Source organism: Kitasatospora arboriphila (assembly GCF_039528095.1).
GTDB classification, from domain to species: domain Bacteria; phylum Actinomycetota; class Actinomycetes; order Streptomycetales; family Streptomycetaceae; genus Kitasatospora; species Kitasatospora arboriphila.
The window spans coordinates 21,906-43,888 of sequence record NZ_BAAALD010000014.1 but is presented as its reverse complement, the minus strand read 5'-3'; the positions used below and the strand labels follow the sequence as shown (position 1 = coordinate 43,888).

Sequence of the window (21,983 nt, the reverse complement as noted above, 5' to 3'; positions counted from 1 at the left end):
GTGCCGACCGATGGTCGACACCCTCTCTCACGTGCGGCCCGGCACGCTCAGCGGCAGGTGCTCACTGGTGCGTCGGCAGCGCTTGCGCCCGCCGTCAGCTGCAGCCGCTGGTGGAGCCGCAGCCCTCGCAGAGGTAGCAGCTGCCGGCGCGGCGCATCTTGGTGCCGCAGGAGAAGCAGAGCGGCGCGTCCGCGTTCAGGCCCAGCTGGATCTCCACCAGTTCGGTGGAGTTGTGGGCCTGGGCCGGGGCGGCCTGCGGCTTCGCCGGGGCGGGCTCGGACGCCCTGGGGGCGGCGAGCGGCGCGGACTGGGCGAGGCCCTCCACGTCCACGTCCTCCTCGACCGGCTCGTAGGAGCCGGTCTCCAGGTGGCGGGTGCGCTCCTCGACGGAGTGGATGCCGAGCGCGGAGCGGGTCTCGAACGGCAGGAAGTCCAGCGCCAGGCGGCGGAAGATGTAGTCGACGATCGACTGCGCCATCCGCACGTCCGGGTCGTCGGTCAGACCGGCCGGCTCGAAGCGCATGTTGGTGAACTTCGAGACGTAGGTCTCCAGCGGCACGCCGTACTGCAGGCCGACCGAGACGGCGATGGAGAAGGCGTCCATCATGCCCGCGAGGGTCGAACCCTGCTTGGACATCTTCAGGAAGACCTCGCCCAGGCCGTCGTCCGGGTAGGAGTTGGCCGTCATGTAGCCCTCGGCGCCGCCGACCGTGAAGGAGGTGGTGATGCCCGGGCGGCCCTTCGGGAGGCGCTTGCGGACGGGGCGGTACTCGACGACCTTCTCGACCGCGGCGGGCGCCGCGGCGGCCTTCTCCTCGACGGCCGGGGTCTTGGTCTTGGCCGAGAGCGGCTGGCCGACCTTGCAGTTGTCGCGGTAGATGGCGAGCGCCTTCACACCGAGCTTCCACGCCTCGAAGTAGATCTCCTCGACGTCCTCGACCGAGGCGTTCTCGGGCATGTTGACCGTCTTGGAGATGGCGCCGGAGATCCACGGCTGGATCGCCGACATCATCCGGACGTGGCCCATCGGCGAGATGGACCGCTCGCCCATCGCGCAGTCGAAGACCTCGTAGTGGGCGGTCTTCAGGCCGGGGGCGTCGATCACGTTGCCGTGCTCGGCGATGTGGGCGACGACCGCCTCGACCTGCTCGTCCTGGTAGCCGAGGCGCTTCAGGGCGCGCGGCACGGTGCCGTTGACGATCTGCATCGAGCCGCCGCCGACGAGCTTCTTGAACTTGACCAGCGCGAGGTCCGGCTCGACGCCGGTGGTGTCGCAGTCCATCATCAGGCCGATGGTGCCGGTCGGGGCGAGCACGGAGGCCTGCGCGTTGCGGAAGCCGTTGGCCGCGCCGAGGCGGACGACGTCGCCCCAGGTCTCGGTGGCGGCGGCCCACACCGGGGCGTCCAGGTCGTCGACCGCGACGGCGGCGGCGTTGGCGTCCGCGTGCTGCTGCATGACCCGGCGGTGGGCGGCGGCGTTGCGGGCGTAGCCCTCGTACGGGCCGACCACGCCGGCGAGTTCGGCGCCGCGGCGGTAGGCGGTGCCGGTCATCAGCGAGGTGATGGCGCCGGCCAGGGCGCGGCCGCCCTCGGAGTCGTACGCGTGGCCGGTGGCCATCAGCAGGGCGCCGAGGTTGGCGTAGCCGATGCCGAGCTGGCGGAAGGCGCGGGTGGTCTCGCCGATCTTCTCGGTCGGGAAGTCGGCGAAGCAGATGGAGATGTCCATCGCGGTGATGACCAGCTCGACGACCTTGGCGAAGGTCCCTGCGTCGAAGGAGTCGTCGTCGCGGAGGAACTTCATCAGGTTGAGCGAGGCGAGGTTGCAGCTGGAGTTGTCCAGGTGCATGTACTCGGAGCAGGGGTTGGACGCGTTGATGCGGCCGGACTCCGGGCAGGTGTGCCAGTGGTTGATGGTCGAGTCGTACTGGATGCCCGGGTCGGCGCAGGCCCAGGCGGCCTCGGCCATCTTGCGGAACAGCTTCTTGGCGTCGACGGTCTCGATGACCTCGCCGGTCATCCGGGCGCGCAGGCCGAAGGTGGTGCCGTTCTCGACCGCGGCCATGAACTCGTCGGAGACGCGGACGGAGTTGTTGGCGTTCTGGTACTGGACGGAGGTGATGTCGTCGCCGCCCAGGTCCATGTCGAACCCGGCGTCGCGCAGGGCGCGGATCTTCTCCTCCTCCTTCACCTTGGTCTCGATGAAGGCCTCGACGTCCGGGTGGTCGACGTCCAGGACGACCATCTTCGCGGCGCGGCGGGTGGCGCCGCCGGACTTGATGGTGCCGGCGGAGGCGTCGGCGCCGCGCATGAAGGAGACCGGGCCGGAGGCGTTGCCGCCGGAGGAGAGGAGTTCCTTGGAGGAACGGATCCGGGAGAGGTTGAGGCCGGCGCCGGAGCCGCCCTTGAAAATCATGCCCTCTTCCTTGTACCAGTCGAGGATCGACTCCATGGAGTCGTCGACGGCCAGGATGAAGCAGGCGGAGACCTGCTGGGGCTGCTTGGTGCCGACGTTGAACCAGACCGGCGAGTTGAAGCTGAACACCTGGTGGAGGAGGGCGTGGGTCAGCTCGTGCTCGAAGGTCTCGGCGTCGTCCGGGGTGGCGAAGTAGCCGTGCTTCTCGCCGGCGGCGCGGTAGGTGAGCACCACGCGGTCGATGATCTGCTTGAGGCTCCACTCGCGCTGCGGGGTGCCGACGGCGCCGCGGAAGTACTTCGAGGTCACGATGTTGACCGCGTTGACCGACCAGAAGTCGGGGAACTCGACGCCGCGCTGCTCGAAGTTGATCGAGCCGTCACGCCAGTTGGTCATGACGACGTCGCGGCGCTCCCAGGTCACCTCGTCGTAGGGGTGGACGCCAGGAGTGGTGTAGATGCGCCCGATCCGCAGACCGCCCTCGGGGGCCTTGCCGGCCGCCTTGGTCCCCTTGCCGGACTTCGACCCGCGTGCGGAACCGCTCGTCGTGTCAGTCACTTCTTCTTCCTCCTCCTGGGCAAACGCCCTGGACGCCCCGATGCTTCCGGCTTACGGGGCATCCGGCGGTTCGCTTCTCCTGGTGTGCGGGCAGCCTGGAACACCGACCGCTTTCGCACGTTGTGTTGTGTTCTGTACCCGTCGAGCGGGCATGCGCCGACCGCGGACGGCCGGAGCGGTGGCCTGCCGCGGCCCTAGGGCGCGGCGGCGGGGGAGGGCAGCGCGCAGCCGTCCTCCGGGACGAAGGGCCGCTCGGCGCGGAGCTCCGCGATGGCGGCCTCGAAGTCCTCCAGGCCGTCGAAGGCCCGGTAGACCGACGCGAACCTCAGGTACGCGACGACGTCGAGCTCCTTGAGCGGGCCCAGTATGGCCAGACCGACGTCATGGGTGGACAGCTCGGCACTGCCGGAGGCGCGCACGCACTCCTCGACCCGCTGGCCCAGCTGGGCGAGCGCGTCCTCGGTGACCGGCCGGCCCTGGCATGCCTTGCGGACGCCGGAGATCACCTTCTCGCGGGAGAAGGGCTCGGTGACGCCGCTGCGCTTGATCACCATCAGGGTCGCGGTCTCCACCGTGGTGAAACGGCGGCCGCAGTCGGGGCACTGGCGGCGGCGGCGGATGGAACTGCCGTCGTCGCTGGCCCGGCTGTCCACGACCCGGCTGTCGGGATGCCGGCAGAAGGGGCAGTGCACCTGAGGACTCCCTCCCGAAGGGCATGACAGCGGACCGGGCCACTCTACGCGATGAGCAGGGGTCCACAGCAAGCTCGACCACAACCTGTGGGCCCGACCGGTGAGACTGGCACAAGATCTAGCGCTCGGGGGTCACGCCACGCCGAATGGATCCGGTTCGTCCGCAGTGTCGGCGTCGCCGCTCCGGCGGCGTGTTCCGCGGACCGGGTCGAAATCTCCAGGGCCGGTGAAATAGACTGCTGGAGTCGAACATTTAATCGATGTACACCCAAAGCCTTGATCGCGTCAGTAGACTGCTAAATAATTCACTCGAACGTGTGTTTGGCGCAACCTTTCGATAGGGGCACCAGTTGAGCAGGGCAAGGGAGAAACGCCTGTCCAATGAGGGGCCGCGATGAACACCGTAGAACTCAAGAGCAACTCCATCCCGGTGCAGGAGCGCTCCGCGCGCACCACGGACCAGCAAGGCGTGGACCACAGCATGAGCCGTAGCCAGCCGATCGAGCACGCCGCCGTGCAGGACACCGTGCTCGGCGCGCCCGCCCCCACCCGCTCCCTGCCCGGCCGCCCGCCCGGGATCCGCACCGACGAGGCCGGCCTGACGGAGCGCCAGCGCCGGGTCATCGAGGTCATCCGGGACTCCGTCCAGCGCCGGGGCTACCCGCCGTCCATGCGCGAGATCGGCCAGGCCGTCGGCCTCTCCTCCACCTCCTCCGTCGCCCACCAGCTGATGGCCCTGGAGCGCAAGGGCTTCCTCCGCCGCGACCCGCACCGCCCGCGTGCCTACGAGGTCCGCGGCGTCGAGGTCGCCCGCCCGAACACCGCCGAGACGGCCGGCCGCCCCTCGACCTCCTACGTGCCGCTGGTCGGCCGGATCGCCGCCGGCGGTCCGATCCTCGCCGAGCAGACGGTCGAGGACGTCTTCCCGCTGCCGCGTCAGCTGGTCGGCGAGGGCGAGCTCTTCGCGCTCACCGTCCGCGGCGACTCGATGATCGAGGCGGCCATCTGCGACGGCGACTGGGTCACCGTCCGCCGGCAGCCGGTCGCCGAGAACGGCGACATCGTCGCCGCCATGATCGACGGCGAGGCCACCGTCAAGCGCCTCAAGCGCGAGGACGGCAAGATCTGGCTGATGCCGCACAACCCCGCGTACGACCCGATCCCGGGCGACAACGCGACCATCCTCGGCAAGGTCGTCGCCGTGCTGCGGCGCCTCTGACGGGCAGACGCGCGGGGGCGCGGAGAACTGCGCGGGGCTCACGGCCCGCGCGGCTCCCCGCGCCCCCTTCTGTCCGTCCGGCACCCTCGCGGGCCGTCGCCGCCGCGCTCCTACTTCACCGGCTTCACCGGCGGGGCCGAGGCGTCGATCGCCGCCAGCGAGCGGCGGACCTGGTTGCGGTCGTTGGTGTACCAGAAGTCCGGCATCGACGAGCGGAAGAAGCCGCCGTACCGGGCGGTGGCCAGGCGCGGGTCGAGCACCGCCACCACACCCCGGTCGTCCGCCGCGCGGACCAGCCGGCCCGCACCCTGCGCCATCAGCAGCGCCGCATGGGTCGCCGCGACCGCCATGAAGCCGTTCCCGCCGGCCTCCTCGACCGCCTTCTGCCGGGCGCTCATCAGCGGGTCGTCCGGCCGCGGGAAGGGGATGCGGTCCATGACGACCAGCTGGCAGGCCGAACCGGGCACGTCCACGCCCTGCCAGAGCGACAGGGTGCCGAACAGGCAGGACTCGGCGTCCGAGGCGAACGCCTTGATCAGCTCGCCGAGCGTCTCCTCGCCCTGCAGCAGGATGCGGTTGTCCAGCCGCTCGCGCAGCGCCTCGGCCGCGGCCTGGGCGGCCCGCATCGAGGAGAACAGGCCGAGCGTGCGCCCGCCGGCCGCGCCGATCAGCTCGGCGAGTTCGTCCAGCATCGCCGGCCGGTCCGGTTCGCGGCCGGGCGGCGGCAGGTGCTTGGCGACGTAGAGGATGCCCTGCTTGGGGTAGGTGAACGGCGAGCCGACGTCGAGGCCGCGCCAGGACGGCGGGGCGTCCTCGCCGCCGTCGGGCTCCGGCTCGCCCGGCGTCCGCTCGTCGGGCAGCCGCCCCTCCGCCGGCAGGCCGACCGAGGCGGCCACGCCGTTGAAGTCGCCGCCCAGCTTGAGGGTCGCCGAGGTGAGCACCACCGAGCGGTCCCGGTAGAGGTTCTCCCGGAGCAGGCCGGAGACGGACAGCGGGGCGACCCGCAGCGAGGCCGTGCCGGCCCCGAAGCGGTCGCTGCGCTCGATCCACACCACGTCGTAGGCGGAGTCCTGGAGCAGCCGGTCGGCCGTCTCGTGCAGCGACTCGGCGGAGGCCATGGCCTGCTTGCGCACCGCGTCCTCGTCGGAGAGCGAGCGGTCCCGCGTCTCGCCGAGCGAGGTGATGACCTGGCGGGCGGCGTCCCGGATCGCCGTGACGGCGTAGGCGAGGTACTCGGGCAGCTCCTCGACCCGGCCGGGCTGCGCGGTCTCCATCAGCCCGTGGTAGTTCTCGGCGGCGGCCTGGAGGGCGTCCACCGACTTCTCGTTGGCGAGCTTGGCGGACCGCCGGACGGCCCGGTTCACCGCGTGCACGGTGAGCTCGGCGGTGGCGGCGCCGGTCACCCGGTTCACCAGCTCGTGCGCCTCGTCGATGATCAGCAGCCCGTGCTCGGGCAGCACCGGGGCGCCCTCGATGGCGTCGATCGCCAGCATCGCGTGGTTGGTGACGACGACGTCCGCCACCTTGGCCCGCTCGCGCGCGGCCTCGGCGAAGCACTCCTGGCCGTACGGGCACCTGGAGGCGCCGAGGCACTCGGAGGAGCTGACGGAGAGCTGGGCCCAGGCCTTGTCGGAGACGCCCGGCGAGAGGTCGTCCCGGTCTCCGGTCTCCGTCTCGTCCGCCCAGTCGCGCAGCCGCACGACGTCCTGGCCGAGCTTGCTGCTCGGGCCGCCGAGCACCTCGGCGGCGTCGAACAGGCCCTCGCCCTCGTCCGCCGGGGTGCCCTCGTGCACCCGGTGCAGGCACAGGTAGTTGGAGCGGCCCTTGAGCATCGCGAAGAGCGGGCGGCGGCGCAGCACGGGGTGCAGGGCGTCAACCGTCCGCGGCAGGTCGCGTTCGACGAGCTGGCGCTGCAGGGCGAGGGTGGCGGTGGCGACCACGACGCGGTCGCCGTGGGCGAGGGCGGGCACCAGGTAGGCGAGGGACTTTCCGGTGCCGGTGCCGGCCTGGACGAGGAGGTGTTCGCCCTCGTCGACCGCGTCCGCGACGGCCTCGGCCATCCTGACCTGGCCGGGGCGCTCGACGCCGCCGACCGCGGTGACGGCGGCGTGCAGCAGCTCGGGGATGCGGGAGCGCGGAACGGGGGCCGGTGTCTCGTCGCCCGGCAGGGGCAGGGGTGCGGAGTCGTTCGTCATGACGCCGCCCACCTTATTGCGCGCCGCCGACAATCGGTGCGCGCTGCGGCGGGTGGGGTCGGCCCGCCCGCCGGGCAGGGCGCCCCGTGCGCCCCGGCCCGGCGGGCCGCCCCGGCGGGTCTGCGGGGGTGCTCAGGCGCCGCCCGGCGGGGCGAAGCTGGTCCAGGCGGTGCGGGCGGGCAGCGGGTGGAGCTCCTTGCCGGCGACGGCGTTGAGGATGACGGCGGCGCGGTGGGCGCCGAGGCCCAGGTCGGGGGTGCCCACGCCGTGGGTGTGCAGCTCGGCGTTCTGCACGTAGAGGCCGCCGGTGAGTTCGGGCCGGGTGGCGACGCGGTGGTCCAGGTCGACCCGGTAGCGGCCCCGCTCGTCCCAGTCGATGAGGGCGGCGATCGGGTCGAGGGCGTCGGGGCGGGTGGCGCGGTAGCCGGTGGCGAGCACCACGGCGTCGGTGCGCAGGACGTGGTCGGCGCCGGAGTCGGTGTGCCGGCAGTGGAGTTCGAGGCCGCCGTAGGGCCCGGTGCGGGCGGCGGTGACGGCGGTGCCCGGGACGATCTCGACCGGGTCGCCGCCGGGTGGGCGGCCGACGGAGCGCTCGTACAGCAGGTCGTGGATCTCGGCGAGGGTCTCGGCGCTGGCGGCCTTGTGGAGCTGCCACTGGGCGGGCACCAGGTCGTCGCGGACCTCGCGCGGGAGGCTGTGGAAGTAGCGGGTGTAGTCGGGGGTGAAGTGCTCCAGGCCGAGCTTGGAGTACTCCATGGGGGCGAGGGCGCGGGTGCGGCTCAGCCAGCGCAGCCGGGTGCCGTCGTCGGCGCGGCGGCGCAGCAGGTCGAGGAAAACCTCGGCGCCGGACTGGCCGGAGCCGAGGACGGTGATGTCGCGGGCGCCGTCGAGGCTGTCACGGCGTTGGAGGTAGTCGGCGGAGTGCCAGACCCGGGGGTGGCCTGCGAGGTCGGCGAAGGCGGCCGGCCGGTGCGGGCGGGTGCCGACGCCGAGGACGACGTTGCGGGCGCGGATCTCCTCGCCGCCGGCCTCGGCGCGGAACAGCCGCTCGGCGGTGTCCCAGCGCAGGGCGGTGACGGGGGCGCCGAAGCGGCAGTTGGGCAGCCGGTGGGCGACCCAGCGGCAGTAGTGGGCGTACTCGCGGCGGGAGAGCTGGAAGCGCTCGGCGAAGTAGAAGGGGTAGAGGCGTTCCTGGTGCCGCAGGTAGTTGAGGAAGCTCCAGGGGCTGGTGGGGTCGACCAGGGAGACCAGGTCGGCGAGGAAGGGCACCTGCATCCGGGCGCCCTCGACGAGCATGCCGGGGTGCCAGCGGTACTCGGGCTCGGCCTCGCAGAAGAGCGCGGAGACGGCGTCGGCGGCGCCGTGGGCGAGGGCGGCGAGGGAGAGGTTGAACGGGCCGATGCCGACGCCGAGCAGGTCGTACGGTTCGCCGCCCTCGCGGGGGGCGGGGAGCGGGCGGGGGCCGGGCCGGGAACGGACCATCAGTGCGGCGCGCTTGTCGGGGAGTTCGAGTTCGCCGGCCTGCCGGAAGCCGGCCCGTTCGAGGGAGCGGCGGCAGGCGGTGTTGCGGAGGTCGGGTTCGGCGAGCACCCGGTGGCAGTCGGGGCGGTGGGCGAGGACGTGGTCGGCGAGGGCGGTGAGCAGGACGGCACCGAGGCCGCGGCCGCGGGCCGCGGGCGGGCCGAGCAGCAGGTGGAGGCCGGTGTCGTGGGGGCGCGCCGGGTAGTGGGCGGCGATCGGGTCGAGGTCGGCCCGGTAGATCTCCCAGTAGCTCATCGGGGTGCCGTCGAGCAGGCCGAGGCAGGGCAGGCTGCGGCCGTCGCCGTCGAGTTGGGCGCGCAGGTGCCGCTCGGTGCGGTCGGGCGGCCCGGCGAGCTGCCACCAGGTGTCGACGGCGGGGTCGTTCATCCAGCCGGCGATCAGCGGGAGGTCGTCGGGCAGCCGGACGGGGCGGAGCCGGAACTCGCCGGCGGGGGTGGCGATCGGGCCGTGGTCGGCGACGCCGTCCGGCGGGGCGGGGCGCTCCCCCGGTGCCGGAGCCGCCGGGGTCGGGGCGGTGGCCGGGGTCATGCGGCGGCCACCGGGTTGGGGATGTCGACGTAGACGGACTGCGTCTCGACCGGGCCGACGAGTTCGTCGAGGCCGTGCAGCCGGGTGAGCAGGTTGGCCTTGCAGCGCAGGGTGGCGGCGGTGAGCAGGTGGGCGGGCAGGGCGGAGCCGGTGGCGGCGGCGCGCGGGCCGGCGAGGAAGCGGCGCAGGGCGGCCAGCAGCACCTCCTCGTCGGCGAGCCGCTGGGCGCCGAGGGCGCCGATCAGGCCGAGGACGTGGTTGATGCCGAGGTAGTAGGCGAAGCGCTCGTCGGCGACCCGGTCGGGGACGAAGGTGTCGCTGGTGCTGCCGAGGCCGGGCAGCCGGGCGGTGAGCCGTTCGGCGGCGGAGGCGCGGTAGTAGTAGCCCTGGTTGTCGCGGTAGCGGCCGCCGACGGGCCAGCCGTCCCGGTCGAGCAGGACGAGGCTGTTCTGCTGGTGCGCCTCCAGGGCGATGCCGGCGGTGCCGTCGAGCCAGAGGACGGGCAGGACGACGGCGTCGAGGTAGCGCAGGAACCATTCGGCAGCGACGGTGCCCGGGCGGCGGCCGGTGCGGTCGGCGAGGACCGCGAGGAGGCGGCCGAGGTGCGAGTCGAGCCGCTGCCCGGCGGGGTGCTCGGCGAGCAGGCCGGCGAGGCAGTGGACGCGGTCGGCGGGGCCGAACGGCTGGTGGCGCAGCACGGTGGACAGCCCGTCGGGGTCGGTGAGGCCGGGGTGGTCGACGCCGATCCAGGCGGGGTCGCGGACGATGTCGAAGCCGGGGTGGGCGGCCCGCCACTCGGCGGCGAGGCCGGCTTCGAGCAGGCGGTGGACCTCCGTGCCGCGGTGGAGTTCCTTGCGGAGGTTCTCGCGGCGGGAGTTGGTGATCCGCAGGCCGAGCGAGAGCTTGAGCATCCAGGGGGTGCCGGGGCGGGTGACGGTGCGGACGGAGGAGGTGGGGTGCCAGGGGTCGCCGTGCGGGCCCAGGTCGTGCAGCAGGCCCTGGTCGAGCAGGGCGGCGACGGCGGGGCGCAGCGCGAGTTCGCGGGCCTGCCAGGGGTGGAGCGGCAGGGCGGCGGTGCCGGGCGGCAGGAGGCGGGGGGCGGCGAGGAGCCGTTCGGTGATCCGGTCGGCGCTCTCCGCGGTGGCGGAGTCGGCGGCGAGCAGGGTGCGGTCGACGGCGTACCAGTGGAGGCGGAAGGAGCCGTGGAGTTCGGGCGAGTAGGCGCGGCTCTCGGCGGGGCCGAGGCCGTCGCGGCTCTTGGGGGTGGGGTGCAGGGGGTGGCCGAGCAGCAGGGCCTGTTCGGAGCGGAGGAAGGGGGTGTGGCCGGCGGGGTCGGCGGCGGTGCGGCGGTGGGCGAGGATCTCGGTGGTGCGGGCGACGGAGTCGGCGACCCGGGCGGCGAGGTCGGCGATCCGGCCGGGGTCGGTGTGCCGGCCGTCGCCGTCGGCGGTGCGGGCGAGCAGGGCGGTGGCGGTGACGGCGTCGACGGGTGCGGCGGGGCCGCCGGGCCCGGTGCCGACGGTGGCGGGGCCGAAGCGGTGGCGGCCGCACGGCGACCAGTAGCGGACGGGGGCGCTGAGCCGGGCGGCGCCGCCGAGGACGGGGGCGTTGAGGCGTCCGGCGGCGTCGGGCCGGGTGCCGGTCTCACGGGCCCAGCAGCGCAGGACGGCTTCGGTGGTGGCGTGTTCCGCGGCGGTGGCGGGGTCGGGGTGGAGCAGCGGGTCGTCCGTCCCGGGGTGGTCCGGCGGGTCGGGAAGGGGGCCGGGAAGGGGGTCGGGAAGGGAGTCGTGCAGGGGGTCGTCGGGGGTGCGGCGTGCTCGGGGGGCAGCTGGTCCGGGCGGTGCGGCGGGGGTCGGGGCTCCGGTGAGGGCGGTGCTCAAGGCTGCTCCTTGGGTGCGCGCCGTCGGCCGGCGCGGGGTCGAACGGGTGCGGCGGGGGGGACGGCACCCGGAAGGCGACAGGTAAGGGTTACCTTCCTGGGGCGCCCGACCACAAAAGCTCCTCACTCGTTGTGGTGAAACGGAGCCGTTTGCTCACCCGTGGGGGTGGTGTGTGCTGACGGTGCGTCCGGGTCACGGTTCGGTGACCTCTTGTCAACCGGCGTGCACCCCGGCGACGTGGGCCGTGCCGGTGATGGCAGACTTCACCGGCGGCGATTCGGCCGCAGCGACGTCAGGGGGGACGTGGCCATGGCACACATCGGACGGGCGGGGCCGCTCGCGGCACTCGCCGCGGCACTGCTGCTCACCGTCGCGGCCTGCACTCCGGAGGGCGGGGGCACGCCGGAGCCGTCGGGCAGCGCCGCATCGGCACGGGCGGGCCGGCTGAAGCTGCCGACCGACCTGCCCTCGGGGCTGCTCGCGGGGCTGCCGCGGAGCTGGGACGAGCTGCGCCACTGGACGTACGCGGACTGGGACAGGTGGGCGTCCGCGCACGTCTTCCGCAACCCGGTGGTGCGGGACCTGTGGAATCCGGACCGGATGGACGCCGCCGCCCCGCAGCAGCCGGCACCGCCCACGGTGCCGCCCACCGCGCCGCCGCCCGGGGACGGGAGCGCCGAGCCCGATCCGACGCCGGTGCCGGCCGTCCCGGTGGAGCGCCCGTACACCCGCTACCCGGCCTCCGGGAAGGTGTTCAGCAACGCGCCGGGCGGCGGCATCGGCCAGTGCTCGGCGACGGTGGTCGCCGATCCGTCGCACCCGGGGAAGTCCAACCTGGTCTGGACGGCCGCGCACTGCGTCCACCAGGGCAAGGGCGGCGACTGGTTCAAGAACATCATCTTCGTGCCGGCCTACAACAGTTCGGGCGCGGCGAGCGGCGGCCGCAGGGCCCCGCTCGCCGAGGTGGCGCCGCTCGGCCAGTGGTGGGCCGACAAGGTGGTGACCTCGCCGCTGTGGCCGGCCGAGGGCGGGCACAGCGGGGACGCCGCCAACCAGTACGACTTCGCGGTGCTGCGGGTGCACGACCCGCAGGACCCTTCGAAGTCGCTGGAGGAGGCGATCGGCACCGCCGTACCGGTGTGGTTCGACGCACCGCGCGAGCAGTTGCGGATCTCCGCCTGGGGCTATCCGGCGGTCAAGCCGTTCAACGGCCAGGAGTTGGACCGATGCGACGGCGGCCGGCCCACCCGGCTGTCCTTCGACGCGGCCCGCCCGGCGATGCTCACCATCGGCTGCACCATGACCGCCGGTGCCAGCGGCGGCGGCTGGTTCGCACCGATGCCGGACGGCCGGACCGCCCTGGTCAGCAACACCTCGATCGGCACCGGGGCGCACACCACCCTGAGCGGCCCCTACCTGGAGAAGGTCGCCCAGCAGGCACTCGCCTGGATCTCCCAGAAGTAGACCCGCCCGACCGCAGGACCGCCCGACCGACAGACACGCACCGACGCGGCCGGCGGCTCCGGGGCACTCCCCCGGTGCTGCCGACCGCCGGAACATCGACACAGCAGACGGGGACAGAGATGCCTTCCACCTTCCGCAGGACCGCAGCCGCCGCCGCGGCGGCCGCCGTGCTCACCCTCACCGCGACCGCCTGCGACCCGGAGGCCGGCGGCGGCGCCGACGCGGCCGCGCCGGCCTCGGCCTCGGCCTCGGGCGCCGCCAAGCCCGGTCTCGACCTGACCGAGGCGCTGAAGAACCTGAAGAACTGGACCACGGACGACTGGGCGAAGTGGGCCGGTGCGCACGGCTTCACCGCGGAGAAGCTCAAGGGCTTCTGGGACCGGGCCCGGATGGACAAGGCGCAGGGCATGGAGACCCAGGACGCCGCCCTGCAGTCCGAGAAGACCGCTCCGGAGAACGACCCGCAGCCGCCGGCGAAGATCCCCGCCAAGGCGCAGCCGCACCCGTACTCCCCGGCCTCCGCGGTGCTGGGCAAGATCTTCATGCAGGTGGACGCGCAGACCAGCGCGGTCTGCTCCGGCACGGTGATCAGCGACCCGGCGCACCCCGGCAAGTCCAACCTGGTGTGGACGGCCGCGCACTGCCTGCACGAGGGCAAGGGCGGCACCTGGTTCAAGAAGATGGCGTTCGTGCCCTCGTACAACCGCTCCGGCGCCGCGTCGAAGGGCCGCGAGGCGACCTTCGAGCAGGTCGCGCCGTACGGTGCCTGGACGGCCGACTACGCGGTGGTCTCCCCGCAGTGGGCGGAGGAGGGCGGCGAGCGCGGCGGCCCCGCCAGCCAGTACGACTTCGGCATCCTCCGGGTGCACAACGAGGACTCCTCCGACGGCCGTTCGCTGGAGGAGGCGGTCGGCAGCTCGGTGCCGGTGTGGTTCGACGCGCCGCGCGCCCAGATCGCCGGGGTCTCCGCGTACGGCTACCCGCAGGGGGCGCCCTTCGACGGCCGGGAGCTGGAGTTCTGCGACTCGCGGGTGAAGCCGGCCCGGCTCTCCTTCGACGCCGAGCGGCCGACGATGTACGTGATCGGCTGCACCATGACGGGCGGTTCCAGCGGCGGCGGCTGGTTCGTGCTGCGCAACGGCAAGCCGTCGCTGGTCAGCAACAACTCGATCGGCCCGCGTCCGGCGGCCTGGATGGCCGGCCCGGCGCTCGGCGCACAGGCGAAGGCGATGTTCGACTACATGAGCACCCTGAAGCGGTGACCTGAGAACGGAGCGGGCCCCGCACCCCTCGGTGGGGTGCGGGGCCCGCGGCGTTCGCGGTGCGCCGTTGTCAGGCCTGGGCCACCACGGCGAAGCGCTCCAGCTCGGCGGCCAGCACGGCCGCCACCTTGGCGTGCAGCAGGGTGCCGTCGCCGGTGTGCTCGGTGGAGATCAGCTCGCCCTCCGCGTGCACCCGGGAGACCAGGTCGCCGCGGGTGTACGGGACGAGCACCTGCACCTCGACGGCCGGGCGGGGCAGCTCGTCGTCGATGAGCTGCAGCAGTTCGTCGATGCCCTGGCCGCTGCGGGCCGACACCACGATGGCGTGCGGCTCGCGTCGCAGCAGGCGCTGCAGCACCGCCGGGTCGGCGGCGTCGGCCTTGTTGATCACCACGATCTCGGGCACGTCCTGTGCCTCGACCGAGACGATCACCTCGCGGACGGCGGCGAGCTGGGTCTCCGGCTCGGGGTGCGAGCCGTCGACCACGTGCAGGATGAGGTCGGCGTCGGCGACCTCCTCCATGGTGGAGCGGAACGCCTCGACCAGGTGGTGCGGCAGGTGGCGGACGAAGCCGACGGTGTCGGCGAGCGTGTACAGCCGGCCGCTCGGGGTCTGGGCGCGCCGGACGGTCGGGTCCAGGGTGGCGAACAGCGCGTTCTCCACCAGGACGCCGGCCCCGGTCAGCCGGTTGAGCAGGGAGGACTTGCCGGCGTTGGTGTAGCCGGCGATGGCCACGGACGGCACCTGGTGGCGCTTGCGCTCCTGGCGCTTGGTGTCGCGGCCCTTCTTCATGTCGGCGATCTCCTTGCGGAGCTTCGCCATCTTCTCGCGGATCCGGCGCCGATCGGTCTCGATCTTGGTCTCACCGGGACCACGGGTGGCCATGCCGCCGCCCGAGGAGCCGGAGCCACCGCCACCCATCTGCCGGGAGAGCGACTGACCCCAGCCGCGCAGGCGCGGCAGCATGTACTGCATCTGCGCCAGGGAGACCTGGGCCTTGCCCTCGCGGGACTTGGCGTGCTGGGCGAAGATGTCGAGGATCAGGGCCGTCCGGTCGACGACCTTCACCTTGACGACGTCCTCGAGGTGGATCAGCTGGCCGGGGGTGAGCTCACCGTCGCAGACGACGGTGTCGGCGCCGGTGGAGGCGACGATGTCGCGCAGCTCCTGCGCCTTGCCGGAGCCGATGTAGGTGGCCGCGTCGGGCTTGTCACGGCGCTGGATCACACCGTCCAGCACCTCGGAACCGGCCGTCTCGGCGAGCGCGGCCAGCTCGGCCAGCGAGTTCTCGGCCTCGTCGGCCGTGCCGTCCGTCCACACGCCGACGAGCACCACGCGCTCCAGGCGGAGCTGGCGGTACTCGACTTCGGTGACGTCCTGGAGCTCGGTCGACAGGCCGGCCACGCGGCGCAGGGCCGCGCGCTCGGAGCGGTCGTACTGTTCCCCGTCGTAGTGGTCGAGGTCCTCGTCGATCGCCGCGAGGTCCTCGTCCATCAGGGCACCGGCCCTGAGGTCGGCGAGCCGGCGGGCGGACTCGCGCGTCTGGGTGCGGCTGTCGAACGTGGAGGTCATCTCATCCTTTGCGGTGTCGGGAGGCCGGCGCAGACGGACTGCGTCGAGGAGTCTGCCCGGCTGCCGCCCCTTCTACCGTCGGGCGGGACGAGCTACCCCTGCGGACCGCCGGCGGCACCGGAGCTACTGCCTCCGGACAACGCCGCGGACCGGCCGTGCATTCCCCACGATGGTCGCACGGCCCCGTCCGCCGGGTCACCCCCATTTCGCCCCGCGGCCACCTCGGCGGCACCGTCCGGCGGGTCGGCGGCGGGGCCGTCGGCGGCGTCCTCGCGGGGCGCGCCGGCCCGGTAGACGTCGTACACGCCGGGGACGCGCAGCATCGCGCGCATCACCGCGGGCAGCGTCTCGGCGCCGGGCAGTTCGATCGTGTAGCTGTGCCGGACCCGCAGGTCGCGGGGGGCCTCGACGTCGGCGGAGAAGATGCCGACGCCCTCGCCGGAGATGGCGGCGGTGAGGTCGGCCAGCAGCCGCGGGCGGTTCAGCGCCTCGGCCTGCAGGGCGACCCGGTAGCCGTTCGGCGGTGCGGCGCCGGGGACCCAGGTCAGCCGGAGCGGACCGCGGCCGTCCTCGCGCATCCGCTCGCCGACCGGGCAGCCGGTGCGGTGGACGGCGACGGCACCGCCGCGGATCGGGTAGCCGGTGACCGCGTCCGGGGGTACGGGGGTGCAGCAGCGGGCGAGCCGGACGGGTGTGCCGGGGCGGCCGGCCACGGCGACCGGGGCGCGGCCGCGGACGCCCGCCGGGGGGTGTGGCAGTGGTTGGGGCACCGGTCTGCCGTCGGCGGGGCCGGTCTCCACCTCCGGCGCGGCGGCCGGGAGGCCGGCCAGCCGGCCGCCGTCGGCGAGGCGGGCGGCGGGGGTGCGGGCGTGCTCCAGCCAGTCGGCGGAGGGGCCCGGCGGTTCGCCGGTCGGGGCGGTCAGCACGGCCACCATGTCGCCGTCGCGCAGCACGGTGGAGAGGGTGGCGAGCCGGCCGTTGACCCGGGCGCCGATACATCGGTGGCCGGTCTCCTCGCCGAGCAGGTAGGCGGCGTCCACGCAGCTGGCGCCGACCGGCAGGTGGAGGGTGTCGCCCTCCTCGGTGACGACGGTGATCTCGCCGTCGTCGGCGAGGGTGTCCCGCAGCGTCGACCAGAAGGCGTCCGGATCCGGCGTCTCCTGCTGCCAGGCGAGCAGCCGGCTGAGCCACCCAGGTCTCGCGGGGTCGGTGCGGTCGAGTTCGTCGCCGCCGGCCGGGGCGCCGGAGGCGGCCGGGGTGCCCGTCGCGGCCGGCGGCGCGGCGGCCGCCCGGTCGGCGGGCTGGTGCGGGTCGCCGAGCGCGACCACGCCGAACTCGGCCACCCGGTGCATCTGCCGGGTGCGGACCAGCACCTCGGCCACCTCGCCGCCGGGCAGCTGCACCGCGGTGTGCAGCGACTGGTAGAGGTTGAACTTGGGGGCCGCCACGAAGTCCTTGAACTCGCCGGGCAGCGGCGTCCAGCAGGTGTGGAGCTCGCCGAGGACGGCGTAGCAGTCCGCGTTCTCCTCGACGACGACCAGCAGCCGTCCGAAGTCCGCCGGCTGCAGGGCCTGCGGCCGGCCGTCCGGGCCGGCCGCGGCCGCCCGCTTGAGCATCACCCGGTGCACCGACACGCAGTGCCGGGGGCGGACGGTGACCTCGGCGGGCACCCCGGCCTCGGCGAGCTGGCGGGCGAGCGTCCCGGCGAAGGGCTGCAGCAGTTCGTCCGGCCGGGCCTCGTGCGCGGCGACCACGGCGCGCGTCCGGGCGTACTCCTCCGGGTGGAGGGTGGCGAAGACGATGTCCTCGAGCTCGGTCTTGAGCACCTGGATGCCGAGGCGCTCGGCGAGCGGGATGAGGACGTCCCGGGTGACCTTGGCGATCCGTACGCGGCTGGCGGGCTTCATGTGCCGGATGGTGCGCATGTTGTGCAGCCGGTCGGCGAGCTTGATGACCATCACCCGGACGTCGTCGCCGGTGGCGACGAGCATCTTGCGGAAGGTCTCCGCCTCGGCGGCGGCACCGAAGTCCACCTTCTCCAACTTGGTGACGCCGTCGACCAGGTAGGCCACCTCGGGCCCGAAGTCGGCGGCCACCTGATCGAGCGTCACCTCGGTGTCCTCGACCGTGTCGTGCAGCAGCGAGGCGACCAACGTGGTGGTCTCGGCGCCGAGTTGGGCGAGGATCATGGTGACGGCGAGCGGGTGGGTGATGTACGGCTCGCCGCTCTTGCGGGTCTGGCCGCGGTGGCCCTCCTCGGCGAGCCGGTAGGCCCGTGCGAGCAGGGCGAGGTCGGCCTGCGGATGGTGGCGGCGGTGCGCCTGCACGATCGGCTCGATGGCGTCCGGAACGGGGGCGCGGCCGGTGGCCAGCAGGGCGGCGCGGCCCGCCCGGGTCAGCGCGCTGCGGCTCAGCCGGCCGAGCGGGCGCCTGGACGCGGCGCCGGGCTGAGCGGTCTCGATCGGTCCTGCTTCGATGGCCATCCGCACCTCCGGCAGCGATCACCGGAGCGGACTCCCGACCCGGTGGTCCATGCTACCGAGGACAGCACGATCCGCGACGCAATGCTCCCGGTCCGTGACCAGGATCACCCGATCGGGCGGATTCGCCCACGACCGGAACGGGAAAACACCGCGCTCCGGCCGGAGCTGACGGACCGCCGGACACCTCCGTACGCGGACGGCCCTGCGGACGCCCGCCGGCGGCCCGCTGGTGTGGAGTCGACGGGCCGTCGGGCGGAAGGGCGGCGGGAAGGGCGCAGGGAGGGCGGGCAGGCGCGCGAGTGGGCCCCAGGCCGGGGCCGCGGATCAGGCCGGCAGGCCGGCCAGCCAGGCCGGGTCCAGGGTGCCGGAGGCGACGATCTCGGCGGGGCCGGTCATCTCCACCCGGCCGTCCGGGAACTCCTCGATCACCAGCCGGCCGCCGGGCAGGTCCACGGTGTAGCTGACGGCCTCGCCGGTGACGGCCGGGTCGATCCCGTCGCGGCGCGCGGCGGCGACGGCCACCGCACAGGCGCCGGTGCCGCAGGAGCGGGTCTCGCCGGAGCCGCGCTCGTGCACCCGCATCGCCACGTGCCGCGGGCCCCGGTCGACCACGAACTCCACGTTCACGCCGTCCGGGTAGACCCCCTCGGGGGCGGTGCGCGGCGCGGTGTACAGATTCCCGGCGTCGTCCAGGCTGTCGACGAAGGCGACCGCGTGCGGATTGCCCATGTTGACGTTGCGGGCGGGCCAGACCCTGTCGTCCACCGCGACCTCGATGCCGTCCGGACCGGGGAGCAGCGCGCGGCCCATGTCGACGGTGACCTCGCCGGGCGTGCCGTCGGCGGCGGGCCCGGCGACCCGGACCTGCCGGACGCCGGCCCGGGTGGCGACCGCGAGCGCACCGGGCTTCGCCAGCCCGGCCTGCACCAGGTAGTGGGCGAAGACCCGCACGCCGTTGCCGCACATCTCGGCGATCGAGCCGTCGGAGTTGCGGTAGTCCATGAACCACTCGGCCTCGCCGGCCAGGTGGGCGGCGGCCGGGTCGGCGGCGGAGCGCACCACCCGCAGCAGACCGTCGCCGCCGATGCCCGCGCGGCGGTCGCACAGCCGGGCGACCGTGGCGGGGCCGAGGTCGAGGCGGCCGTCCGGGTCGGGGACGATCACGAAGTCGTTCTGGGTGCCGTGGCCCTTGAGGAAGGGGAGGCCGGTTCCGGTGGGTGCGCTCACAGGGCCGATGGTACTGATCAGCCGCGCAGGTGGACGACCCGCCAGAGGGCCAGCGCCACGGCCGCGCCCGCGATCAGGGTGTAGGCCATGATCGCCCGCCAGCTCGCACGGGTGCCGCTGCCGCGCCGGGGCAGGCCCGGCCACTTGTAGCCGGCCCGCCGGGCGGCCATCGCACCCCAGCCACCGGAGGCCGCGGTGAGCAGCAGGCCGAGCATGCCGATCATCGAGGAGGCGGCGTCGCCGGAGAAGGCCAGCGGGAAGGCGAACATCAGGGAGCCGAAGGTGGCCATCAGCACGATCGGCAGCAGCTGCCACCAGCGCAGTCGGCGGCGCGGCCGGATCTCCCGCTCGTGCACGACGCCGGGGGCGGCGAGGTCCTCGATGGCGGGCAGCGCGATCGCGTAGGACGTGGGGACCACGAGCTCGGACAGCACCTGCTCGCTGCCCTGCCTGAGCTCCTCGGTTTCGGGGCCGGTACCCGTCGACACGCGGCCTCCCCTGACGGATCGACACGAGTTCACGGACTCGTGAACGGAGGAGCCGGCCCGCGCAGACCGACCCCCGGTACTGACGATGATGGCATGTCCAAGGTTGCCGACAGGGCGTCGTACCGGGTCTCCGGGTGATCCGTGGCCATGACGTGATCCGGCTGTAACCGCCGGTTCGTCGTGCACCTGCCGTTGCGTGCGCAGCTGCACGAACGACATGGCCGGAAAGCGCCCCCGCGGCCTCCGGGGCCGCGCCGGGCGTCCTCGGGGGCACTCCCGGAGGGTACTCCCCCGGGGCGGGCCGCGGACGGGCCGCGGGTCAGGCGCCGATCAGCTCCAGCGAGCGCGCCAGCAGCTCGACGGGGTCGGCGCCGGCCGGGCGGTCCAGCCAGTGGATGCGGTCGTCGCGGCGGAACCAGGACTCCTGGCGGCGGGCGAACCGCCGGGTGGCGCGGACGGTCTCGGCGCGGGCCTCGTCCTCGGTGCACTCGCCGGCGAAGAAGGCCAGCACCTGCTGGTAGCCCAGCGCCCGGGAGGCCGTCCGCCCCTCGCGCAGCCCGGCCTTCTCCAACTCCCTCACCTCGTCGAGGAGTCCGGCCTGCCACATGCGGTCGACCCGCAGCTCGATCCGCTCGTCCAGCTCGGGCCGGGGCACCCGGACGCCGATCTGCACGGTGTCGTAGACGGCGGTGTGGCCGGGCAGGTTGGCGGTGAACGGCCGCCCGGTGATCTCGATGACCTCCAGTGCCCGGACGATCCGCCGGCCGTTGCCGGTCAGGATCGCCTCGGCGGCCGCCGGGTCCAGCGCGGCGAGTCGGCGGTGCAGCGCCCCGGGGCCGTTTTCGGCCAGCTCGGCCTCCAGTCGGGCGCGTACGGACGGATCGGTGCCGGGGAACTCCATCTCGTCCACGGCCGCCCGCACGTACAGGCCGGAGCCGCCGACGAGGACGGGGGTGCGGCCGGCCGCGAGCAGCCGGTCGATCTCGGCGCGGGCCAGCCGCTGGTACTCGGCGACGCTGGCCGCCTCGGTGACGTCCCAGATGTCCAGCAGGTGGTGCGGGATGCCGCCGCGCTCCTCCTCGGTGAGCTTGGCGGTGCCGATGTCCATGCCCCGGTAGAGCTGCATCGAGTCGGTGTTGACCACCTCGCCGCCGAGGGCCCTGGCGATCGCCACGGCGAGGTCCGACTTGCCGGCTGCGGTGGCGCCGACGACGGAGACGACGCGGGAGGGGGCGGGGCTGGAGCTGCTCACCCGCCCAGTCTCCCAAACCCTGCGGCGGAGTTCGCACCACCGTATCGTTTTGTCCGATTACGCCCGGTTTGTCGGGGAGAACAACCGGGCACATCCGAGCGTTGGAGGAAATGGGACGCCGGCCCGCCGGGTCCGGCCCTCCCCCACCGGACGAGGAGACCAGCCATGGGACTGAAGGACAGCCTCAAGGTCAAGGCCGACGAGCTCAAGGTCAAGGCGAGCGAACTCACCGGCCGGCACGAGGAGAAGATCGACGACGTCGTCGACAAGACCGGCCAGGCCGTCGACAAGGCGACCAAGCACAAGTACCACGAGAAGATCGAGCACGGCACGGCCAAGGCGAAGCACATGGTCAACGACTTCGCGACCAAGCCGGACGCGGGCAAGACCTCCTGACCGCGGCGCCCCGCGGGGCGGAACCCGCGCGGCCGGGGCCGGGGCTCAGCGCCAGGAGGCCACGAGGTAGCCCACGCCGTACGGGGCCTCGTCGTGGAGCAGCCGGCCGCCCAGGCCCGCGCCCTCGGCGGCGCCGGCCAGCACCTGCCAGGGCGCCCGCCCGTCGGCCTGCAGCTCGGCCGAGAGCTGCGGGTCGAGGGCGGCCAGCGCGGCGGTGCCGGCCGCGGCCAGGGCGGCCGACACCGCCGCGTCGTAGGCCTCGGAGCGTTCATCCCAGTAGCCCGGGGCCTTCACCGAGCGGCAGGCGCTGCCGCCGCCCAGCACCAGCAGGCCGACCCGGTCCGCGAGGTCGGCCAGGCCCTTGCCGAGGCCGGCCAGGCGGTCCGGGGCGGTGTCGGGGCGGACGGCGCAGGCGTGCGCGGGCAGCGCGGCGCCGGCCTCGGCGAGCAGCCAGGCGCCGACGGTCAGCGAGGGCGCGAGCTCGGGGCCGGACACGCCGGCGGCGGGCAGCCGCACCGCGAGGTCCACCCCGTAGCGGCGGAACGACCCGGCCCCGCCCTCCGTCCAGACCTCCGCCTTCGGGCCCGTCCCGACCAGGACGATCAGCTCGGCCCCGGAGTCGAGCAGCTCCCCCACCGCCTCCGCGCAGGCGGCCCGCAGCCCGTCGAGCTCGGGCGCGGCACCGGCCGCCACCTCCGGAACGATCAACGGCGGACAGGGGCACACGGCGGCGGCAACCAGCATGCCGATCACTCTAGTCGGCACGGGCCCGCCGAAGACCCGCGGCGAACCCCACGGGGCGACGTGGGCA

At 73.9% G+C, this 21,983-nt stretch carries 15 protein-coding genes; 4 read left to right on the top strand and 11 right to left on the bottom strand.

Features of this window, described 5'->3' with window-relative positions:
* Nucleotides 1-94: 94 nt before the first annotated feature.
* The gene (locus tag ABD353_RS10465) at nt 95-2,971 is read right to left on the bottom strand and encodes a vitamin B12-dependent ribonucleotide reductase (RefSeq protein ID WP_344623227.1); all 2,877 of its coding nucleotides are present in this window, start codon (nt 2,969-2,971) and stop codon (nt 95-97) included.
* A 194-nt stretch (nt 2,972-3,165) separates the two neighbouring features.
* The gene (gene nrdR, locus ABD353_RS10460) at nt 3,166-3,663 is read right to left on the bottom strand and encodes a transcriptional regulator NrdR (RefSeq protein WP_344623226.1); all 498 of its coding nucleotides are present in this window, start codon (nt 3,661-3,663) and stop codon (nt 3,166-3,168) included.
* Between the two features lie 481 nt (nt 3,664-4,144).
* Here nrdR and lexA point away from each other — a divergent pair, with 481 nt between their 5' ends.
* Nucleotides 4,145-4,882: a transcriptional repressor LexA gene (lexA, locus tag ABD353_RS10455; protein WP_425555119.1), complete on the top strand. Its 738-nt coding sequence runs from the start codon at nt 4,145-4,147 to the stop codon at nt 4,880-4,882.
* Nucleotides 4,883-4,992: 110 nt separating this feature from the next.
* On the opposite strand, the gene ABD353_RS10450 is transcribed toward lexA, so the two are convergent.
* The 3 genes from ABD353_RS10450 to ABD353_RS10440 form a co-directional block, all read right to left on the bottom strand.
* The gene (locus ABD353_RS10450; protein WP_344623224.1) at nt 4,993-7,077 is read right to left on the bottom strand and encodes an ATP-dependent DNA helicase; all 2,085 of its coding nucleotides are present in this window, start codon (nt 7,075-7,077) and stop codon (nt 4,993-4,995) included.
* 132 nt (nt 7,078-7,209) lie between these two features.
* Nucleotides 7,210-9,147 carry a GNAT family N-acetyltransferase gene (locus ABD353_RS10445; protein ID WP_344623223.1) on the bottom strand — a complete coding sequence of 646 codons (1,938 nt, stop codon included), beginning with the start codon at nt 9,145-9,147 and terminating at the stop codon, nt 7,210-7,212.
* Nucleotides 9,144-11,027 carry an IucA/IucC family protein gene (locus ABD353_RS10440; protein ID WP_344623222.1) on the bottom strand — a complete coding sequence of 628 codons (1,884 nt, stop codon included), beginning with the start codon at nt 11,025-11,027 and terminating at the stop codon, nt 9,144-9,146. The genes ABD353_RS10445 and ABD353_RS10440 overlap by 4 nt, the downstream gene beginning before the upstream one ends.
* Before the next feature lie 309 nt (nt 11,028-11,336).
* Here ABD353_RS10440 and ABD353_RS10435 point away from each other — a divergent pair, with 309 nt between their 5' ends.
* The gene (locus tag ABD353_RS10435; protein WP_344623221.1) at nt 11,337-12,491 is read left to right on the top strand and encodes a trypsin-like serine peptidase; all 1,155 of its coding nucleotides are present in this window, start codon (nt 11,337-11,339) and stop codon (nt 12,489-12,491) included.
* Between the two features lie 119 nt (nt 12,492-12,610).
* Nucleotides 12,611-13,753, top strand: a complete 1,143-nt coding sequence (locus ABD353_RS10430; protein WP_344623220.1) for a trypsin-like serine peptidase — start codon at nt 12,611-12,613, stop codon at nt 13,751-13,753.
* Nucleotides 13,754-13,823: 70 nt separating this feature from the next.
* On the opposite strand, the gene hflX is transcribed toward ABD353_RS10430, so the two are convergent.
* The 5 genes from hflX to miaA all read right to left on the bottom strand — a co-directional run bounded on the left by hflX (nt 13,824) and on the right by miaA (nt 20,776).
* Nucleotides 13,824-15,326, bottom strand: coding sequence for a GTPase HflX (gene hflX / locus ABD353_RS10425; RefSeq protein ID WP_344623219.1), 1,503 nt, complete (start codon nt 15,324-15,326; stop codon nt 13,824-13,826).
* A gap of 92 nt (nt 15,327-15,418) precedes the next feature.
* A complete protein-coding gene (locus ABD353_RS10420; protein ID WP_344623218.1) occupies nt 15,419-17,809 on the bottom strand; it encodes a RelA/SpoT family protein in 2,391 nt (796 codons plus the stop codon).
* Between the two features lie 324 nt (nt 17,810-18,133).
* A complete protein-coding gene (dapF, locus tag ABD353_RS10415) occupies nt 18,134-19,045 on the bottom strand; it encodes a diaminopimelate epimerase (protein ID WP_425555118.1) in 912 nt (303 codons plus the stop codon).
* An 8-nt stretch (nt 19,046-19,053) separates the two neighbouring features.
* A complete protein-coding gene (locus ABD353_RS10410; protein WP_344623216.1) occupies nt 19,054-19,524 on the bottom strand; it encodes a hypothetical protein in 471 nt (156 codons plus the stop codon).
* A 319-nt stretch (nt 19,525-19,843) separates the two neighbouring features.
* Nucleotides 19,844-20,776, bottom strand: coding sequence for a tRNA (adenosine(37)-N6)-dimethylallyltransferase MiaA (gene miaA / locus ABD353_RS10405; RefSeq protein ID WP_344623215.1), 933 nt, complete (start codon nt 20,774-20,776; stop codon nt 19,844-19,846).
* 165 nt (nt 20,777-20,941) lie between these two features.
* On the opposite strand from miaA, the gene ABD353_RS10400 reads away from it, so the two are divergent.
* On the top strand, nt 20,942-21,172 hold the full coding sequence (locus ABD353_RS10400; RefSeq protein WP_344623214.1) for an antitoxin: 231 nt from the start codon (nt 20,942-20,944) through the stop codon (nt 21,170-21,172).
* Between the two features lie 45 nt (nt 21,173-21,217).
* On the opposite strand, the gene ABD353_RS10395 is transcribed toward ABD353_RS10400, so the two are convergent.
* The gene (locus ABD353_RS10395) at nt 21,218-21,916 is read right to left on the bottom strand and encodes a class III extradiol ring-cleavage dioxygenase family protein (protein ID WP_344623213.1); all 699 of its coding nucleotides are present in this window, start codon (nt 21,914-21,916) and stop codon (nt 21,218-21,220) included.
* Between the last annotated feature and the right edge of the window lie 67 nt (nt 21,917-21,983).